The sequence below is a fragment of the Imperialibacter sp. genome, assembly GCF_040222815.1.
In the GTDB taxonomy this organism is placed as follows: domain Bacteria; phylum Bacteroidota; class Bacteroidia; order Cytophagales; family Cyclobacteriaceae; genus Imperialibacter.
This window is the reverse complement of sequence record NZ_JAVKCH010000022.1, coordinates 475,040-494,081: the sequence shown is the minus strand read 5'-3', so window position 1 is coordinate 494,081 and position 19,042 is coordinate 475,040. Positions and strand designations below refer to the sequence as shown.

Below are 19,042 nucleotides of genomic sequence, written 5' to 3'. Positions count from 1 at the left end.
GAATCCTTTGGATGATAGGCCGGCCTGGTAAGTTATTTTACCCAGTTGCCGGCCTTTCTCTTTCTTACCGTTATGCCCCATTGTTTGTGAAGCTGTAGAAGAATATCCTATCTTCATATTTTGGAACCTACCTACATAAAATGAAACAAGTTAAACTACTTCTACTGGCAGTAATTGCCCTTTCCTGCTCTCAGGAACCCCCTGTGCTTGAATTGACGCCCCTGTTCTCCGACCACATGGTCTTGCAACAGGAGAAGGAAAACGCCATTTGGGGCATAGCCAATCCAGCGTCAGAAGTAGAGGTATCCGGTAGCTGGGGAGCAAAAGCTACTGCCATGGCAGACATGGATGGAAAATGGATGGCCAAGCTGGCTACTCCAAAAGCCGGTGGTCCGTTTCAGCTTACCATCTCCAGAGGAGATTCAGTGATTACCCTGAACGATGTTTACTCAGGCGAGGTTTGGGTGGCATCCGGGCAGTCCAATATGGAAATGCCGTTAAAGGGTTGGACAAACAACCCTATAGACAACAGTGAAGCCGAAATTGCAGCGGCAGATTACCCGGAAATAAGAATGTTCACTGTGAAGAGAAACGTGTCATTTACACCTCTTGATACTGTGTCAGGCTCCTGGAAAATTGCCACGCCAAAGAATTCTGGCGACTTTTCAGCCACTGCCTGGTTCTTCGCCAAAAAGCTTTACCAGGAAACCAAGGTTCCCATTGGCATCATCCACACCAGCTGGGGCGGCACACCCGCTCAAGCCTGGACTACAGCGGCTTACCTCGACAAGGTGCCAACCTATGAAGGCACATCGAAAACGCTGCAAGGTTATGCTGCTTACTATGATTCTGTAAAAACGGCATACGACAAGCTGGAAAAGACAAGTGTTGACCTTACGGCTGGCAAACCATTTGCGAACGTGTCATTTGATGACAGTGGATTTGAAACGGCCGACTTCGATGACAGTGCATGGAAGAGTCTCCAGGTGCCGGGCCTCTGGGAGAGCCAGTGGATGGGTAACTTTGATGGCGTGGCCTGGCTGAGAAAGTCGTTTGTGCTAACAGCAGAGCAAGCTTCAAGCAAGTCGCTTGAACTCTACCTTGGGAGCATTGACGACATGGACATTACGTATGTCAATGGCACTAAGGTTGGAGCGATTGAAGAAACTGGCAAGTACCAGGAAGCAAGAGTCTACGCCATCCCGGATGGCCTTTTGAAAGAGGGAACAAACGTAGTGGCTGTAAAAGTGTTTGACACAGCAGGCGGCGGCGGTATATATGGTTCTGACGACATTGGTGTAAGGCCAACAGTATCCGACAAGTTGCTGGTTAGTTTGAAAGGTGAATGGAAAGCCAAGCCCGTGGCTGAGAGCATTTTTAGTGGCAGTGTTATCCCGATTGCCAAAGACGTACTCACTCCGTCAGAAAAACCTAAAATGCAGCTGACGGCCTACTCTCCTACTACCCTCTACAATGCCATGATCAATCCGCTGGTCCCATATGGCATCAAAGGAGCTATTTGGTACCAGGGGGAATCGAACGTAGGTGCAGCGGAAGTATATCGTACCCTCTTCCCTACTATGATCAAAAACTGGCGGGATGCCTGGGGACTGGGCAACTTTCCTTTCTATTTCGTGCAAATTGCTCCCTACAAATACGGCAGAAATGATGACATGGCAGCTCAACTCAGAGATGCACAAACCAGTACACTTTCACTGGAAAATACCGGTATGGCGGTCATTATGGATGTGGGCAACCCTACAGACATCCACCCAGCGAACAAAAAGGATGTTGGGGAGCGGCTGGCTCTATGGGCATTGGCCAAAGACTATGGCGTGGACACTGAATATTCCGGTCCAATGTATGAGTCGATGACAATTGAAGGAAACAAAGTGAGTGTGAGTTTCACCCATGTCGACGGTCTTCAGTTTAAAGGAGAGCCGGGGTTTGTAGAGGTAGCAGGCTCAGATGGTAATTTCGTTGAAGCAAAGGCCGAAATTTCAGAAGGTAAACTAGTTGCCTCGAGTGCCAAAGTTACCAGTCCAACAGCCATTCGTTACGGTTGGTGCGAGGCTTGCGAACCGAATTTATTCAATGGAGCAGGTCTGCCTGCCGTTCCCTTTAACTCTAAAACAAAGTAACGTGAAGTTGAAAAAAGAAATTTACCTACTGCTGACGTTTGTACTGGTGAGCTTCGCAGGGCAAGCCGAAGACGGCTACGATTTGTGGCTGCGATACAAAACCATAGAGAACCAAGCTGTGCTGGACAAGTACCGGGCACAAATCAGCGGCTATGTAGTGGAGGGCTACTCCCCCACCCTTGAAGCCATCAAAACCGAACTCAACAACGGGCTATCGGGACTTCTCGATAAGCCAATCGCTTTTGGTAGTCCCTTTGGAAAAACAGGCTGGATCATCGCTGGCACACCAGAAGGTTCCAGCATTGTGGCTGGGCTCAACCTGACCGGGGAGCTGAAAGACCTGGGTAAGGAAGGCTACCTGATCTCTAACAGGAAGGTTAGAGGGGTTAATGCGCTGGTGATCGCTGCCAACACAGAAGTCGGGGTACTCTACGGTACGTTTCACTTACTAAGGTTGATCCAGACTCATCAGCCGCTTGACAATGATTTCACGATCACTGACTCGCCAAAAATCCAGCACCGCATTCTCAATCATTGGGACAATCTGGATCAGACTGTGGAACGTGGCTATGCCGGGTTTTCGCTCTGGAAATGGCATCTGTTGCCTGGTTACATCGACCCGAGATACGTTGACTACGCCCGTGCTTGTGCTTCTATTGGCATCAATGGCACAGCCATTACCAACGTCAACGCCAAAGCACTGGTGCTCACCCCTATGTACCTCGAAAAGGTAAAGGCGCTGGCAGATGTATTTCGACCATACGGGCTAAAGGTTTATCTCACGGCCCGCTTCAGTGCCCCCATAGAAATTGGTGGGCTCGAAACTGCCGATCCGCTGGACCCTAAAGTGCAGCAGTGGTGGAAGGACAAGGTAACAGAAATTATGACCTATGTCCCCGACTTTGGTGGTTTTACAGTGAAAGCCAATTCCGAAGGGCAGCCAGGACCTCAAAATTATGGTCGCAGCCATGCAGACGGCGCCAATATGCTGGCGGATGCGGTGGCACCTCATGGTGGCATTGTGATGTGGCGGGCGTTTGTTTACAGCAATGAGCAGCCAGTGGATCGGGCCAAGCAGGCGTACGACGAGTTCAAGCCACTGGATGGTACTTTCAGAAAGAACGTAATGGTGCAGGTGAAAAATGGTGCTATCGACTTTCAGCCAAGAGAGCCATTCCATCCCTTGTTTGGTGCCATGCCCAAAACCCCTATCATGGCTGAGTTTCAAATCACTCAGGAATACCTTGGTCAGGCTACTAACCTCTGCTACCTCGCCCCCCTTTTTAAAGAAACACTAGATGCAGACACCTACGCCAGGGGTGCCAATCCAACCCAGCCCCGTGCATTGAATAACCCTGACCTGAGAAACCCTAGTCCCACTGAGAGACCCCCTGTTCCACAAAGCCCACTCCCAATCAACCGATTGGCCACAGTAGCCAAAGTGGTAGATGGCTCGCTTGACGGGCAGCCTATCTCAGGCATTGCCGGCGTCACCAATATTGGTAACGACCGCAACTGGACAGGACATCCTTTCGGGCAGGCCAACTGGTTTGCCTTTGGCCGCCTTGCCTGGAACCACGAGCTTAGTTCGGCCCACATTGCCAACGAGTGGCTCAAAATGACATTCACCAATGACCCTACATTCGTAGAGCCCATGAGAGAAATGATGTTGACTTCAAGAGAGACCGTGGTTAACTACAGCACACCGCTTGGACTTCACCATATTATGGGTGCTGGTCATCACTATGGCCCTGGCCCCTGGGTAAGCAAAATGTCCCGTGCCGACTGGACGTCTGTTTATTACCATAAGGCCGACTCAGCAGGCATCGGCTTCGACCGTACGGCTACCGGCAGCAATGCGCTGGAGCAGTATGCGCCTTTAGCAGCCAGGCTTTGGGCGGATGCAAAGACATGCCCCGACATAGACCTCCTTTGGTTTCATCATTTACCCTGGGACTTCAAAATGAAGTCGGGTAAAACGTTGTGGGACGAAATTGCTCTTCACTATCAGCAAGGTGTTGACGAGGTGCGTGCCATGCAGCAAAAGTGGAAAGAGCAGCAGGCTATTGTCGATAAAGAACGCTGGGAGCATGTAAATATGCTGCTGTCCATTCAGGAACAAGAAGCGGTGTGGTGGAGAAATTCCTGCCTGCTGTACTTTCAGACATTCTCGAAAAGGCCTTTGCCAAAAGGTGTTGAAAAAAGTGACAAAACGCTGGAATACTACATGGATCTAAAGTTTCCTTATGCGCCAGGGAGGGGGTAAATAGTAAATCGCAAAATACAAATATTAAATAACAGCTTATGTGTTAACATCAGAAAGCGCCAACGTCTCAAAAAAAAGGTCGGCACCCTCCGACGAGATCAGGTTACCTGTTTGAAATTTGTGTTTTGATTTTGGATTTTCTTCTTTTTTGGAGCTTGTTATTTGTTATTTTATCATCTTCACACCCTAATACATTTGAACTCTAAAATACTGTTATGGCCTACTTAATGGAACAAACGATGCGCTGGTACGGGCCCAAAGATCCGGTTAGCTTATCAGATATCAGACAATCCGGATGTACCGGCGTAGTGACAGCCCTGCATCATATACCGGTTGGGGATATCTGGACTGTAGAAGAAATTACCAAGCGCCGCAAAGAAGTAGAATCGGCCGGGCTTACCTGGACGGTGATTGAAAGTCTGCCTGTTTCAGAAGACATAAAAAAACAGACCGGAGATTTCAAACAACACATCGAGAACTACAAAGTAAGCCTTAAGAACGTTGCCAAATGCGGGCTGAAAGTTGTCACTTACAACTTCATGCCCATTCTGGACTGGATGCGCACCGACCTGGCCTATACTATGCCAGATGGCAGCAAGGCACTAAGGTTCGAGAAATCAGCCTTCATCGCTTTCGATCTTTGTATGCTGAAAAGACCAAACGCTGAAAAAGACTACACCACTGACGAGATAAGCAAAGCTAAAAAGCGCTTCAGCTCCATGACCGAGAGTGAAAAAGACATGCTTTTCAGCAATGCACTTCAGGGTTTGCCAGGTAGTGAGGAAAGCTTCACGGTTCCACAGATTCTGAATGCGCTCAAAACCTACGAGGGAATTGACAGGGCAAAACTCAAGCAGCACCTGTTCTATTTCCTGCAGCAGGTAGTTCCTGTGGCCGAAGCCGAAGGATTAAAAATGGCCATTCATCCCGATGATCCCCCATACCCAATTTTGAGCCTGCCAAGGATTGTGAGCACGGAACAAGATGCCAAAGACCTGATCGCCGCTGCTCCTTCTCCTGCGAACGGACTATGCTTCTGCACCGGCTCGTATGGTGTGCGCCCCGACAATGACCTGCCCGGCATGGTGCAACGACTTGGCGACCATATTCACTTCCTGCACCTGCGTAGTACCAGAAGAGATGCCGAAGGCAACTTCTTTGAAGCAGATCACCTCGATGGCGATGTGGACATGTATGCTGTGGTGAAGGAAATCGTTCAGGTGATGAGAAAACGCAAGGTATCCATCCCGATGCGCCCTGACCACGGTCACCAGATGCTGGATGATCTTCATAAAAGAACCAACCCTGGTTATACAGGCATTGGTAGGTTAAGAGGATTGGCGGAGCTGAGGGGGTTGGAATTGGGCATCGACAGAGCCATGTAAGTAAGAAAACAAAAAGTATCAACTAATAGCCCTCATGAGTAGAAAGGAGACGGATTACCGTCTCCTTTTTTAAACTAAAGCCTATTGCGCCAGGTAGCCGCCATCAACGGCGTAATATGATCCATTGATAAAGGAAGCATTGTCACTTACCAGAAACAGGACGAGTTGCGCCACCTCTTCAGGCTCACCCAGCCTTCCTATGGGATGTTTAGTTTTGAGGAACTCCAGCACCTCCGGCGTAAGGTTATTGTCCAATAGCGGCGTTTTAATAAACCCGGGGCCAACAGCATTAACTCTGATTCCCATGGCCGCATACTCAAGTGCACCGTTTTTGGTAAGCCCCACAACACCATGTTTGGCAGCTACATAAGCTGGACTGGTAGCAAAACCGACCTGACCAAGAATAGACGCCATATTCACAATGGCTCCGCCGCCGCTTTTAAGCATGGCAGGCACCTGATACCGCATGCCATAAAAGACACCGGAAAGGTTCACGGCAATCACCTTGTTCCATCCCTCAATATCATACTCGCCAATGGGAGCGGCGGGCCCGCCAATGCCGGCATTGTTGACGGCAATATCGAGTTTGCCAAATGCTTTCACCGCCTCATCTACACTCTTCCTGGCATCAGCGGGATTGGATGCGTCAACATTTACAAATATTGCCTTTCCTCCTCTTTGCTTGATCTCGTCGGCTACTTGCTTACCGTGGGCCTCATTGATGTCGGCAACCACTATGCTTGCGCCATTTTCGGCGAACAGAAAAGCGGTGCTCTTCCCTATACCAGACCCTGCGCCGGTAATTAGCGCTACCTTATTTTTTAGTGACTTATCCATAACTTTAGGTGTTTAGTTCATTATTCCTTCTACCTAATAAACAGAAAAGACGGCCTATCGTTGGCGATATGGTGGTGAGCTTTATCAAGCCGGAACATGATTTTTGGCATCAACGAATTGGTCGAAAAAACCATTTCGTTCAGCGACATAGTAGCAAATGAGATAAGAACAACATAGAAAGTTATGCTGCGAAAAAACATCGTTCAGTTGGTGGGAAAACGCAAAGCATACATACCCATGCGGACGGAGTATGGTCTCCAAATATCCGATGGCCTGGATAGGAGAACGAACCCTGGCTATACTTGTGTTGGTAGACTCACAGGATTGGAATTGCGAGTTTGCAGAAATAGAAGTCCGTTTTGACCACGCAGAGGAAACTGGCGAGAAAGCTAGTTTCCATTTCTACGCCACTTTAAGTTCTTTCAAATCCAACTCAAACCCAGGCAATACCTCTCCCCCACTTACACTTTGATCAAAACCCTTCACTACTTCCGGTTCCCTGGCGGGAGAGTAGATTGTCACCGTATCATTAAAGGGATCAATCAGCCAACCAAGGCGGCAGCCATTGTTTATCCACTCCTTCATCTTGGCGTCGAGGTTCTTCGGATAATCACTCTTTGACACCAGCTCTATGATAAAATCTGGCACGAGGTGAGGAAATTTCTCCAGTTCAGCTTTGGGAATTGACTTCAATCGATCATTGCTTGTCCAAGCCGCATCCGGGTTTCTCATTGCACCATTAGGCAAATAAAAACCCGTGTCAGAATCGCTAACTATTCCTAAACGCCGCTCTTTGTTCCAAATACCAAGCTGCATGATGATTTCGGAATTCCGATCTCCGGTGTTGAATCCTGTAGGTGACATAATAACAATTTGGCCATCGGGCTCACGCTCAAATTTAATATTCTCGTTTTCCACACAGAAGGTATAAAACTCATCGTCTGTCATGGATTCAACCCATCTTCCCCCTATGATATACTCGCTTAGCATAAAGCCATATCTGATTTATATTGTAAGTTAACAAAAAGCAGGAAAACTTCATTCAACAAGTAAAGTCCAGGCTTCCTCGTTTTTTCTTTACGATCTTGTAATGATCAAACCTTTCGCTCGTCTTTAATTACGAATGACCCGGGAAGAATTTAAATCAGCTATTGTCCCACTACAGCAGCCCTTTTACAGGCTTGCCAGGTGGCTTATGAATAACGATGAAGATGCCGAGGACATTTCGCAGGAAATCATTCTGCGACTATGGAAAATGCGTGATCGAGTCTCCGACTACAACAACATAAAAGCTTTTGGGTTGAAGATGACCCGCAATTTGTGTCTGGATCACTTGAAAAAAAAGAGTCGCAACTCGGTGGAGTTTCAGGCGTCTCACGACAACGGACATTCCACTGATGAAAATCGAATAGAGGCCTCCGATCATCTGAATCTTGTGAAACAACTTATCCGGCAGCTACCTGAGAGCCAGCAGCTTGTGCTTCAGCTAAGGGGTGTGGAAGAGTTGGAAATTGACGAAATTGCCGAGGTAGCCGACATGACTCCCAACAATGTGCGTGTGGTGCTTTCCAGGGCAAGGAAAAAACTGAAAGAGCAGTATGAAAAATATCAATAAAACCGACCAGAAAGAATTGCTCGACAAATTCTACAACGGCGAGACTTCGCTGGATGAAGAAAAGTTGCTGGAAACTGGCGATGATCAGTTAAGTCCCGAAAAGGATTTATTTAGGTTCTTTGAGTCCGAAAGAAAAGTGGCGCCTCCCTCCTTTCCTCTGGAAAAGCTGGAGGGAAGGCACTCCTTTCTTTTTGCCGCCAAAATTGCGGCCTCACTGGCTCTGCTTGTGTTGTTCGGCTACATGTTTTTCAACTACTTTTCGAAAGACGCTGAACCTGTTCGGTGGGTAGAAGTCAAAACTGAAACTGATCAAAAAATTATCAACCTCAGCGACGGCAGCATTGTCACACTGAACAAAAACGGCAGTCTGAAATATCAGGGGGGGTTTGCAGACCGATTAGTCTACCTCGAAGGAGAAGCTTTTTTTGACGTAAAACGGGATGAAGCACGTCCCTTCAAAGTGCTTACCGGTAAGGCAACCACAGAAGTGCTGGGCACGTCTTTTTACCTCAGGTGGCTACCTGGCTCAGCCAAAGTCGAGCTGGAAGTGAGCGAAGGGAAAGTCGCCTTCTCATCTCATGACCGCAATTTGAATGAAAGGGTTTTTGTAGTGGCTGGGGAAAGGGCTGTATACGATGAGCAGTCAAATACCATTCGGCGATTTGAGTCGTTTGACCCCAACCTGATCGCCTGGAAAACGAAGCAACTCCAGTTCGAAGATGCACCTTTGAAAAAGCTTTTGGAGGATGCAGAAGGATACTTTGGTGTTGAGTTTGCCTTCGAAGAGGCAGTCATCTCCAATTGCCGGTTTAGCGGCACATTTGACGACCCAACCCTGGAACAGCTGCTGGATGCTTTAAAATACGTGTTTAAGATTACCCATGAAATGCAAAATAGTAAAGTGATTCTTAAAGGCAGTGGTTGCTAAAAGGCTAATCGACTGGGCTCTCATTTTTCTCGCTCTGATGCTATTTCAATTCAGAGCCATGGCGCAGTCTGTCCCAATAGATTCCGCACTTACGCACATCAGCCAGAGGTTTCATGTGCATTTCCTCTACAGCAAAAACTTCCTGCCCACCCGCCAAATAAGCACCGTAGAAACAGCAGGCACCCTCACAGAAGCACTGGACAAATTGAGCGTTGAAACTTCCCTGGAATACACAATAAGTGGCAGCACTGTGCTGCTAAGGCCAAAGTCGGAGAACAAGGCGAAAGCTGTGACAGCGGGCAAACCAAAAACGCAACCAGCTCCGAGTCCTTATAATTGGCCATTTGGCTACAAAAAGCTCAACTTCAGAAAAAAGAGCATCCCCTCCCACTCACTGTTTGACAAGCACACATATTCAGTACTTAGGTTAAGCCCCGATTCCTTTCCAATCGAAAAACCAAGTGAATCCAATGAAAGCATTACCGACGAAAGAAGACCAATGCAACTGACTCCGGTTTATGCGGACGAACCAATGCCCTACGCTTTTATGGGACAACCGGAAGCTTCCAAAGACTCAACTAATACGCTGCTGGCCAGTGGTGAGCCGTCGCAGCAATTGGAAAGTGAAGCCTTGTTTAAATACCGGCTTTTCAACGTGTCGTTAGCACCAGGGCTCGGCACCAATGGGCTCAATCCTGGAAATTCTTACAACGGCATTTCCATCAACCTGACCGTCGACTATTCTGCCGGTAGTAATATTTTCGGATTGGCAGGATTCTCCAACTTCAGCAAGCGCAACACCTATGGCTTTCAAATGGCTGGCGTGCTAAATGTGGTAGGTGGCGACATGCAGCAGCAAAAACGCTATACCAGGGCAGAGCTCGAAGCACTTAAGTCCCCGTTTCTTGGCATACAAGCGGCAGGACTTGCCAACCTGGTTACCGGGTCAGTCACCGGCTTCCAGGCATCCTCTCTCATCAACATGGCTGGCAGTGGCACCGTTGGCTGGCAGCTAAGTGGTGTGGCGAATATGACAGCTAACAATTTGCACGGGCTGCAAATAGCAGGCTTTTTCAATTACACAGGCCGCTTCGTCACCGGCGTGCAGTTGGCAGGAGTTAATTATGCCAGAGGCGACCTTTTCGGAGCGCAGATTGGCGTGGTGAACAGGAACAAAAGCATGAATGGCCCCAATTCAGTGGACTCCGAAACCCATGGGCTACAGTTGGGTGCTGTTAATTTTTCAAACAGAATGGGCGGCTACCAAATCGGGCTTTTTAACAAGGCTCAAAACTCCAATGGCTTGCAGTTTGGTCTCGTCAATATGTCGAAAGAATCAAGTGGCCATCAATTTGCGTTAGTCAACGTTTTTAGACAAAATAGCGGATGGGCCCTTGGACTGGTCAATATTGGCCCACGCTTGTCAGGTAGGGTCTGGGCTAACGAAACCTTTCAAACAAACGTGGGAATCACGACCGGCTCTGATCAAATAGCCAACACCGTTTTCTATAGCCGCAACTTATTTATTCCAGACAACCAGTCGATTTGGCCGAAGCAAGCCTGGGGTTATGGCGTGAGCAAAGGTTCCTTGTTCGACCCACACGACTTTCAGCAATTGGCATTTAAAGACTACCGGATCAATGTGTCGTGGGTTAACTTCGATGGAGTAGACAAACAGCCTTTCAATCTGATGCTAAACCCTCACATGGTATATGGGCGTCGAATGGATTGGTCGATGTACTTTGTGATTGGTGCAGGCGTGAATGCCTGGTGGACGCCCAACTATAATAGCTACAAACTCTCCTACCTGGAAGTGGCCACCATCAGCGAGCCTAACTATGTGTGGAAATTCTGGCCGAGCTTGACGATGAGTTTGGAGTTTTATTAAAGGTATTGCCTCCCGACAAATGCTGGAGGCAATACCTATACATTCTAAGCCGGTACCGGCACCATTCCCAGCCCTTCCTCAGGTGCTTGCTTCTTCTCCACCACAATACTCGGTGGCAGCAATTTGTAGAGCACTGGCGTTACTATTCTTGACAAGATCGTTGAGCTGATCAATCCGCCTATCAATACAATGGCCAATGGCGAGTACAAGGGATTACCTTCCAATGCCAGCGGAGTCAAGCCACCAATGGCTGTGAGTGACGTCAGCACTATGGGCACAAACCTCACTTCTCCCGCCTCCCGAATCGCCTTATTTAGCTCCATGCCTTCTCGCCTCAGCTGATTGGTGAAATCCACCAACAGTATTGAGTTTTTTACCTCGATGCCAACCAGGGCTATCAACCCAACGGTAGCGGTAAAAGAGAAAGTGTATCCGGTGATCAGTAGCATCAAAATGGCTCCGATAATTCCCAAAGGAATTACTGACAGCACAATCAGTGAGCTTTTGAAGGTACCAAACTCCAGCACCAAAATGCCCATAAAGCCGAAGGCTGTGATAAGAATAATGGTACCGAGCCCTCCAAAGCTTTCCTCTTTGCTCTCCTGCTCACCGGCGGCTTTGTAAGAGTAGCCTTGAGGAAAATCAAACTGATCCATATCGGCAACCACCTTCTGCGTTACGGCCTCCACCAGGTAGTTGCTTTCCACAAAGGCTGTCACGGTGGCAAACCGCTCCTTGTCATAGTGTTTCACCAGGTTGGTGCTCGTTTCAAACTCCAGCGAAGCCAGCTGACTGAGCGGCACCGATGCTCCCTTGTAGCTATTGACATACACCTTGTCGAACACCGACATATCAGTGATGCTCCCTTTCGGCACGGTCACCAGCAAGTTATATTCCTTGCCATTGGCGTCCGTAAAGTCACCAATAGTCAGGCCAGCTACCGCCATCCGGATAGCCTTGTCCACTTCGGCCAGGGGCACTCCCAGCATGCCTGCCTTGTCTTTGTTAATACGGAAGCGCAGGTCAGTTTTCAGCGTGGCCAGAGGATTATTGACATAAATGGTACCCGGAGTGTCTTTGAGAATTTTCTCCACCTGTAGCGTCAGGCTCCTTAAGGTATCCAGGTTTTCTCCAAATACCCTGATGGCAATGGGCGCCTCTATTGGAGGGCCTTGTTCGAAGTCCTTCACTTCAATTTTAGCATTGGGGTAGTACAGAAAGCGTTCTCTCAATTCGTCGATGGTTTTGATTTTCTCTTCGGGCCTGATATCGCTTTCAAGCTGTATATAAAACTGTGCGAAATTGGAAGCTTCGGCCTTTGGCACCACATTGTAGTAGATCATAGGATTACCCTTGCCCACATTGGTGGTGTAGTAGGTAATGGTCGGCTCCTCAGCCAATGCCTTTTCTACATACTTTGCCACGTTGTCAGTTTCCTGCAAGCTGGTACCCACCGGTGTCTCAATGTTCACGAGGAACTGAGGTTTCTCTGACGCCGGGAATAAGCTAAAGCCAACTGACGGCACCAAAGCCAACGCACCCAAAAAGATAAGAAATGCGATACCCAGGGTAGCCCATGGTCGGATTAGTGCTTTGTCCAGCAACTTTGAGTAAGAGCCGCTGATCAATCTTTTTAAAGCACGGAAAAAGATGTTTCCTTCTGACGAAGTGTGTGTTTTTAGAACCCGGCTGGATAGGAAGGGCACAATGGTGAGCGAAACGAAAAGGGATGCAATCACCGTAGTAACCACGGCCATGGGCAGGTTACGGATAAAGTCGCCAGCAGCTTCCGGCAAAAACAGCAATGGCAAAAAGGCAAAAATCAATGTAGCTGTACAGCCAACCACAGCCAGACCGATCTGTTTGGTGGCTTCAATAGCAGCCTCTTTCTTACCATATCCTTCACGAAGATACCGTTCGATGTTTTCCACCACCACAATACTGTCGTCAACCAAAATGCCCAAAGCCACAATCAGTCCGACGATGCTCAGCTGATTGATGGTGTAGCCCAGCATATCGAGCATGAAAAGGCCAATGGCGAGAGAAAGAGGAATAGAAACCATCACCACTATGGCCGCTCTGTAACCAAGTGGCAGCAAAGTGATTGATACCAAAAGAATAGCAATGATGAAGTCCTTCACAAACCGACTGAGACGACGATCAACACTGCTTGCCTGGTCAAAGTTTTGCACCAGCTCCATGTTGGATGGAAGTTCCGCTTTGAACTGATCCACCACAGGCTGGTAGACCTCCTGCACTTTGAAAATGTTTTGTCCCTCCTTCTGGGCCGCCGTCACCAGCACTGCCCTCTTGCCGTTCAGGCGGGTCAGGTGGTTTTCTTCTTCATAGTCAAAAGCCACGTCGGCGATGTCCTTCAGGTACACCACCTTGTCGGCCGCAGAGTACACAATGGTGTTTTGCACCTCCTCCAGGCTGGTATAGCTCCCGCTTGTTTTGATATTGAACCTTCTCGTACCAGCATTGACGCTCCCTCCAGGCATGTTCACATTTTCACTTTGAATGGCTCCGAGGACAGCATTCAATGGAATATGAGCTGCTGCCATTTTCTCCAAATTCAACGATATCTTCACTGCTGTTTCGGGGAAACCCCAATCTTCGACCTTCTTCAGGGCTTTCACCTCCTCTAGCCGCTCCTTTAATTCGTCAGCCTGGGTTTCCAGTTGTCGGTATGTAGCCGTTTCGGATACCAAAGCGATCTGCAGAATATTAACATCTGTAGGCGTAAACCTGCGAATTTCTATGCTGAATATGTCTGCTGGCAACTCCTGCTGCACGGTGTTCATCTCCCTGATTACTTCCTGATAGGCATCGTCGGGGTCAATTTCGTACTTGTAGTCGATACGCATCACTACCAGGCCATCGTCTACATTACTGACGATTTTCTTCACATCCTCCAGCTCGCTTATCTTCTTTTCGATGGGGTCAACCACCAGCTCCTCCATATCCACAGGGCTTGTGCCAGGATAAACCACTACTACTGCGAAACTAGGCGACTCAAACTCGGGGTCCTCACCTCTGGGCATGTTGAACAGGGAGTTCAGGCCCAACCCGATGACCATGGCAAACACGATAAGAGTGAACTGGTAATTCTTTACTGAAAATTCTGATATCTTCATCTTCGTTGTTCTTTTTTATTCAGTAAAAAATTATTGCACTACCATGATGGTTGACTCCTCATTGAGGTAGGCAGACCCAGCCGAAACTACCTGAGCAGTATGCTCCAGACCGCTGCTGATAGCCACATCCTTTTCAGTAAAATAGGCGACGCTCACTGGTTGCTTTTTCACAGTATTTCCCTTAGCAGGCACATAAACAAAAGCCTGGCTGCCGTTGCCCTCAATAATCGATTCGATAGGTATCAGATTTACCTGACGGGTTTTTGAAGGCGAAATAACAACACTACCTACAAGCCCATTGGCTAGTAGCTGATCTTTCCCAATCTCCAGTTGGAGCTCCGCCTGGTAGGTGCCATTCATAGGATCGGCCCCTTGTGCCAACCTGATGACAACAGCATCAATGACCTGCTCTCCGAGATGGTCGAAATGCACAACGGCTTTATCTCCGATATTTAGTCTGGCCCAATCCCTGTCGGCCACGCCTGCCTTTAGCACCCACGTTGATTGGTTTCGAGCGCTCAGCGAAAAGACTGGATTGCCGCCACTGATCATCTCGCCTTCGTTGGCCCATTTTTTTAGCACTACGCCATCAAAGCCAGCCCTGATTTGGGAGTTAGTAAGGTTGTAAGAGGCGATGCTGTAGCTCTCCTTTGCATTTTCATAAACCGTGGTGATGTTTTGGAATTGCTCCAGCGTTGCCGCTGAGCCCGCTAAAAGTCCTTTGAAACGCTCAAGGTCTCTGGTGGCTTTGTCCAGACCATTTTTAGCCTGCACCACCTGGGCCTGGATTTCAGTGAGGTTAAGTGAAGCCAGAAGCTGGTCCTTTTTTACCCGATCACCCACTTTTACATAGGTTCTCTGAATGATGCCTCCTGTTTTAAATGACAACGTGCTTTCCGTTTCGGAGGAAACCAAACCACTGGTGCGAACCGGCTTGGCCACCTTCTCTGACTTAACACTGTCGAGGCGAACCGCCACCACATTTTTGTCTATCTGCATCTCAGATGCTTTGTTCTGCGTGCAGGCAGACAGCACCCATGCAGACAGAATAATGATTGTTGGAGTAATGAAATTCTTCATGGTATTGATGATTGAGTCTCTTTCTTAAAAAATGGATTGACTATAAGCTGTTAATTACTTTATCGACTTCATTGACGCTCTTGAGCAGGTTGTATTTGGCGATGCTGTAGCTCAAGCGAGCGTTTGTGTAGTTCAGTTGCGATTGCTGGAACTCCAGCGGCAGCACCTGGTTCTGCTGAAACCTCGACTGTGTGATTTTAAAAGCGCTTTCCGAGGTCTTCAATGCGTATTCAGCACTGGAAAGGTTGTTAGCTGCCGAGCGGGCCTCCTCGTAGGCTTGAATCACCTGTAGTTCTATTTGCTTTTTTAGCTGCTCTTCCTGGGTTTCGAGCGTTGTTTTCTGCAACACTGCCGACTGGTATTTTGCCTTGCGGGCTCCCCCCTTAAAAAGATCCCACTGCAGGCTGAAAATTAGCATACTGAACTGCTGGTCGCCGTTGAATTTGTAGTCAAATCCCTGGTAGCCCAAGTCGCCAATCACTGCAAGGTTGGGCATGATCCGGTTGGCTTCGTTCAGCTTGATGAGGTAACTAGTCGCCTCCTGGGCCTGCTGTACCTGCTGCAGTTCGTTTCGCTGTTGCAAAGCGAGCTCTGTAAGATTGCCGGTATTGTCGGCTATTGCCTGAGGTAATGCAAAATCGCCGGAAAATTGAGGGTCAACTTCAATCGCTGCATCAAGCTCTTTGTTGAGTAAAAAATTGAAGTAGGCCCTTGCCAAATGCTCATTTTTTCGGGCATCGTTTAACTGAGTGTCCATTTTGCTTCTTTCCAGCTGGGCATTGTAAACCGCATCTTTGGTCACAAGCTGTGCATCAAAAAAGCTTTGCGTTACACGCACCTGTTCATCGAGTAGGTTCATTGAGCTTTCATAAATCCTGATTGCCTCCATCGACTGCAGGTAGCTGAAGTAGGCCTCTCTGACCATGCCCTTTAACTGTGTTTCATAGGCCTGTCTTTTGGCCTGCTGCACGGTGACCATTTGCTGCTGCGCCTTGTAACCATACCAGATGTCGGAATTGAAAAGCGGCTGAACCACCCGTAGCTTGGTTTCATGAAAGCGGTTGGGCAGGAACTGAATCTCCTCATTGTTCACCTGCGGAAACTGCTGCGAATCGGTCAACTGGTTCAGCGTTGTGTAGACTGGGTTCAGCAGGTCTCCAATGGGAAAGCTGATCTTCCTACCCCCTTGTGCCAGCGAATAAGTAGCACTTATGCCGGCAGAAGGCATAAAAAGTGCCTTCGACTGGGCCAGACTCTGAAGGCTCTGCTCATACGCCAGGTTCTCCTGTTTCAATGTCAGATTGGCGGCCAGGGCTTCAGCCACATACTGATCCAGGACTCCCCCTGAAGCAGTCGCTTCGATCTGACGTGCATAACTACCTATGCCCGAAAAAAGTAGAAAAACGGTTAATAGTGTCACTTTGGTGTACATACATTATTTAATTAACAGTGTTAACTTACAGTTCAAAAAAAGGTCAGGACAAGGCCTGACCGTCATCTTTTATATTTAAGTCGTCTATTTTTCGACTGACTTAAAATTTCTTATCATTAATTGAAAAGCTTCAAAAGCATCGGTGACGTACTGTTCACGGTCAACCTCCTGATAAAGTTTCATTCTATCGCAAATTTGTAACGACACAAGGCCATGGACAAAACTCCAGATCATAAGTGCGGCTGATCGCATGCTTACACCCTCCAGGTACCCTTCCGCCTGGCAGTCCATAACCACCTTTTCCAAAAAAGCATGGGCATTGTGACCTGCTTCCCAAGTGTCGTCCGTTTCGGAGGTGCACAAAGGATCCTTCACCAGAAACATAAGCCTGTAATAGTCAGGATTCTCGAAAGCAAACCTTATGTAGCGGAGCCCCATTTGGTACATTCGTTCCATGGGATCACTCACGTCCAGCAGTGGTCTGAACTCTTCCGCCAGCATCCGGAACCCTTCCAGGTGCAATGCATAAAACAACTCATTCTTGTCTTTGAAATAGAGGTAAATCGTAGTTGGGCTGTATTCTATTTCGTCGGCAATATTCCTCATGCTTACCTTCTCAAAGCCGTTCTCTGCAAAGAGCTTATTGGCTGTTTTGAGGATCAACTCCTTCATCTCTTCTTTCTCTCGTTCTCTGCGCTCTGATATACCCATGATACTTTTCAAATAACGGAACAAACATACTTAACGGTGTTAAGTAAAACAAGTTTCACTAATTTTTTCCTTCAAAAAAACTTACTTTCAAGACCTAAAGATCAATATATCAAACTCAATGACCAGAACCATTGTGATATACGGCCTGAGCATGGCAGCCTTGCTATTCCTGCTGAAAATGCTGGAATACAGGTTCTTCGTGCGGGATTTGTCATTAGAGATTTACGTTGGCGCTGTAGCCTTGCTTTTTGTGCTGATCGGAGTTTGGGCTGGAGGAAAAATAATAGGCAAACGACGACCCACCGTTATTGTACAGCGAAAGTTTCACCTTAACGAGGACGAACTCAGGAGACTGGAAATCAGCCAGCGTGAGTTGCAAGTATTACAGTTAATGGCTGAAGGCTTCTCGAACCAGGAAATTGCAGACAAACTATTCATTTCCCTCAGCACAGTAAAAACTCATACCGCCAATCTATTTTCCAAACTAGACTCAAGGCGCCGGACGCAGGCTGTTCAAAAAGCAAAGGAGCTCAGCCTCATCCAGTAGCAAACTGCCGGTACTTTAGTACTATTATCGGCTGAACTCATAAATTCATACCAAAGTATGAGTGGAAAAATGCCTTTGAACGCTTGTTTTGAGACATCACAAATGACAGAACTATGAGAAAAGTAATTATTACCTACGGATTGATTGCAGGTGCCATTGTAGTGGTGCTTATGTACCTCACCATGCCTATTGGCAAGGAGAACGGAAACTACGACCTCGGTATGGTCCTCGGCTATGTGTCGATGATTGCGGCCTTGTCGATGATTTTCTTTGGTGTGAAGGCGTTTAGAGACAAATACCTGGACGGAAGTATCACCTTTGGAAAAGCCCTGTTAACAGGGCTGGCGATCACTCTCGTGGCAGGAATTGTCTATTGCATAGGCTGGGAAATATATTACAACACCGTTGCCCCCGACTTCATGACAGACTACACCAATTTCTACATCGAAAAAATGAAGGATGAAGGCGCCTCGCAGGCTGAAATTGATGAAATGACAGCTTCGATGGATGCTATGGCTGAAAACTACAAAAATCCAGTCGTTCGGTTTGGCATGACGTTATTGGAAATCTTCCCGGTAGGCCTGGTCATATCACTCGTATGCGCTGCGCTGTTTCGAAGTAAAAACTTCCTTCCTGTTACTGACTAACTTAAAAACCAATTAATAGAAACGATCATGCAAGAGCAAAAAATTGGACATATCGTACACTTTGACCTGACTGTGGAAGACCACGAAGGTGTTAGCGAATTCTACAAAGAAGTAGTGGGCTGGGAAAAACAGGGGCTGTCCATGGGTGACTACGACGACTATGTAATGAAAGACAAAGAAGGCAACTTCCTGAGCGGCGTTTGCAAAAAGGCCGGAGGAAATGCCAACCTACCCCCCTACTGGCTGATTTACGTAAAAGTAGAAAACCTGGATGCCAGCCTGGCAAAATGTGAGGAGCTGGGCGGCAAAGTCATAGGTGAAAAACGAAAATATGGAGAGAAAACCTCTTATTGCCTGATCCAGGATCCTGCGGGGGCTTATATGATGTTGATGAATTGATCAGTCAAGTCGTGCCACCAGCTACCGCT

At 47.8% G+C, this 19,042-nt stretch carries 15 protein-coding genes; 9 read left to right on the top strand and 6 right to left on the bottom strand.

Annotated features, from left to right (window positions below):
* Positions 1-140: 140 nt before the first annotated feature.
* The 3 genes from RIF36_RS11910 (at position 141) to uxuA (ending at position 5,792) form a co-directional block, all read left to right on the top strand.
* Positions 141-2,141: a sialate O-acetylesterase gene (locus RIF36_RS11910; RefSeq protein ID WP_350127469.1), complete on the top strand. Its 2,001-nt coding sequence runs from the start codon at positions 141-143 to the stop codon at positions 2,139-2,141.
* Between the two features lies 1 nt (position 2,142).
* Entirely contained in the window at positions 2,143-4,407 is a 2,265-nt protein-coding gene (locus RIF36_RS11905; RefSeq protein WP_350127472.1) for an alpha-glucuronidase family glycosyl hydrolase, read from the top strand.
* Between the two features lie 215 nt (positions 4,408-4,622).
* Entirely contained in the window at positions 4,623-5,792 is a 1,170-nt protein-coding gene (uxuA, locus tag RIF36_RS11900) for a mannonate dehydratase (protein ID WP_350090120.1), read from the top strand.
* Positions 5,793-5,873: 81 nt separating this feature from the next.
* Here uxuA and RIF36_RS11895 read toward each other — a convergent pair whose 3' ends face one another.
* Complete coding sequence (locus RIF36_RS11895; protein ID WP_350127475.1) at positions 5,874-6,629, bottom strand: SDR family NAD(P)-dependent oxidoreductase; 756 nt, start codon at positions 6,627-6,629, stop codon at positions 5,874-5,876.
* A gap of 402 nt (positions 6,630-7,031) precedes the next feature.
* On the bottom strand, positions 7,032-7,619 hold the full coding sequence (locus RIF36_RS11890) for a Uma2 family endonuclease (protein ID WP_350127478.1): 588 nt from the start codon (positions 7,617-7,619) through the stop codon (positions 7,032-7,034).
* A 133-nt stretch (positions 7,620-7,752) separates the two neighbouring features.
* On the opposite strand from RIF36_RS11890, the gene RIF36_RS11885 reads away from it, so the two are divergent.
* The 3 genes from RIF36_RS11885 to RIF36_RS11875 are packed head-to-tail and all read left to right on the top strand — an operon-like array spanning position 7,753 to position 11,060.
* Positions 7,753-8,244, top strand: coding sequence for a GFO_1088 family ECF-type sigma factor (locus RIF36_RS11885; RefSeq protein WP_350074813.1), 492 nt, complete (start codon positions 7,753-7,755; stop codon positions 8,242-8,244).
* A complete protein-coding gene (locus RIF36_RS11880; protein WP_350127480.1) occupies positions 8,228-9,172 on the top strand; it encodes a FecR family protein in 945 nt (314 codons plus the stop codon). Before RIF36_RS11885 ends, RIF36_RS11880 begins: the two co-directional genes overlap by 17 nt.
* Before the next feature lie 58 nt (positions 9,173-9,230).
* Positions 9,231-11,060 carry an LA_2272 family surface repeat-containing protein gene (locus RIF36_RS11875; protein WP_350127483.1) on the top strand — a complete coding sequence of 610 codons (1,830 nt, stop codon included), beginning with the start codon at positions 9,231-9,233 and terminating at the stop codon, positions 11,058-11,060.
* Between the two features lie 44 nt (positions 11,061-11,104).
* Here the strand turns inward: RIF36_RS11875 and RIF36_RS11870 are convergent, their stop codons facing one another.
* The 4 genes from RIF36_RS11870 to RIF36_RS11855 form a co-directional block, all read right to left on the bottom strand.
* Positions 11,105-14,197, bottom strand: a complete 3,093-nt coding sequence (locus RIF36_RS11870) for an efflux RND transporter permease subunit (RefSeq protein WP_350127486.1) — start codon at positions 14,195-14,197, stop codon at positions 11,105-11,107.
* 30 nt (positions 14,198-14,227) lie between these two features.
* Positions 14,228-15,277 (bottom strand): efflux RND transporter periplasmic adaptor subunit, encoded by a 1,050-nt coding sequence (locus tag RIF36_RS11865; RefSeq protein ID WP_350127489.1) that lies wholly within the window; start codon positions 15,275-15,277, stop codon positions 14,228-14,230.
* Positions 15,278-15,317: 40 nt separating this feature from the next.
* Positions 15,318-16,709 carry a TolC family protein gene (locus RIF36_RS11860; RefSeq protein WP_350127492.1) on the bottom strand — a complete coding sequence of 464 codons (1,392 nt, stop codon included), beginning with the start codon at positions 16,707-16,709 and terminating at the stop codon, positions 15,318-15,320.
* An 84-nt stretch (positions 16,710-16,793) separates the two neighbouring features.
* The gene (locus RIF36_RS11855; protein WP_350087058.1) at positions 16,794-17,420 is read right to left on the bottom strand and encodes a TetR/AcrR family transcriptional regulator; all 627 of its coding nucleotides are present in this window, start codon (positions 17,418-17,420) and stop codon (positions 16,794-16,796) included.
* Between the two features lie 118 nt (positions 17,421-17,538).
* Between RIF36_RS11855 and RIF36_RS11850 the strand changes: the two genes are divergently transcribed.
* The 3 genes from RIF36_RS11850 to RIF36_RS11840 all read left to right on the top strand — a co-directional run bounded on the left by RIF36_RS11850 (position 17,539) and on the right by RIF36_RS11840 (position 19,013).
* Positions 17,539-17,967: a response regulator transcription factor gene (locus RIF36_RS11850; protein WP_350127495.1), complete on the top strand. Its 429-nt coding sequence runs from the start codon at positions 17,539-17,541 to the stop codon at positions 17,965-17,967.
* A gap of 113 nt (positions 17,968-18,080) precedes the next feature.
* The gene (locus RIF36_RS11845; protein WP_350074826.1) at positions 18,081-18,614 is read left to right on the top strand and encodes a DUF4199 domain-containing protein; all 534 of its coding nucleotides are present in this window, start codon (positions 18,081-18,083) and stop codon (positions 18,612-18,614) included.
* A gap of 27 nt (positions 18,615-18,641) precedes the next feature.
* The gene (locus RIF36_RS11840; protein ID WP_350120443.1) at positions 18,642-19,013 is read left to right on the top strand and encodes a VOC family protein; all 372 of its coding nucleotides are present in this window, start codon (positions 18,642-18,644) and stop codon (positions 19,011-19,013) included.
* The last annotated feature ends 29 nt before the right edge of the window (positions 19,014-19,042 follow it).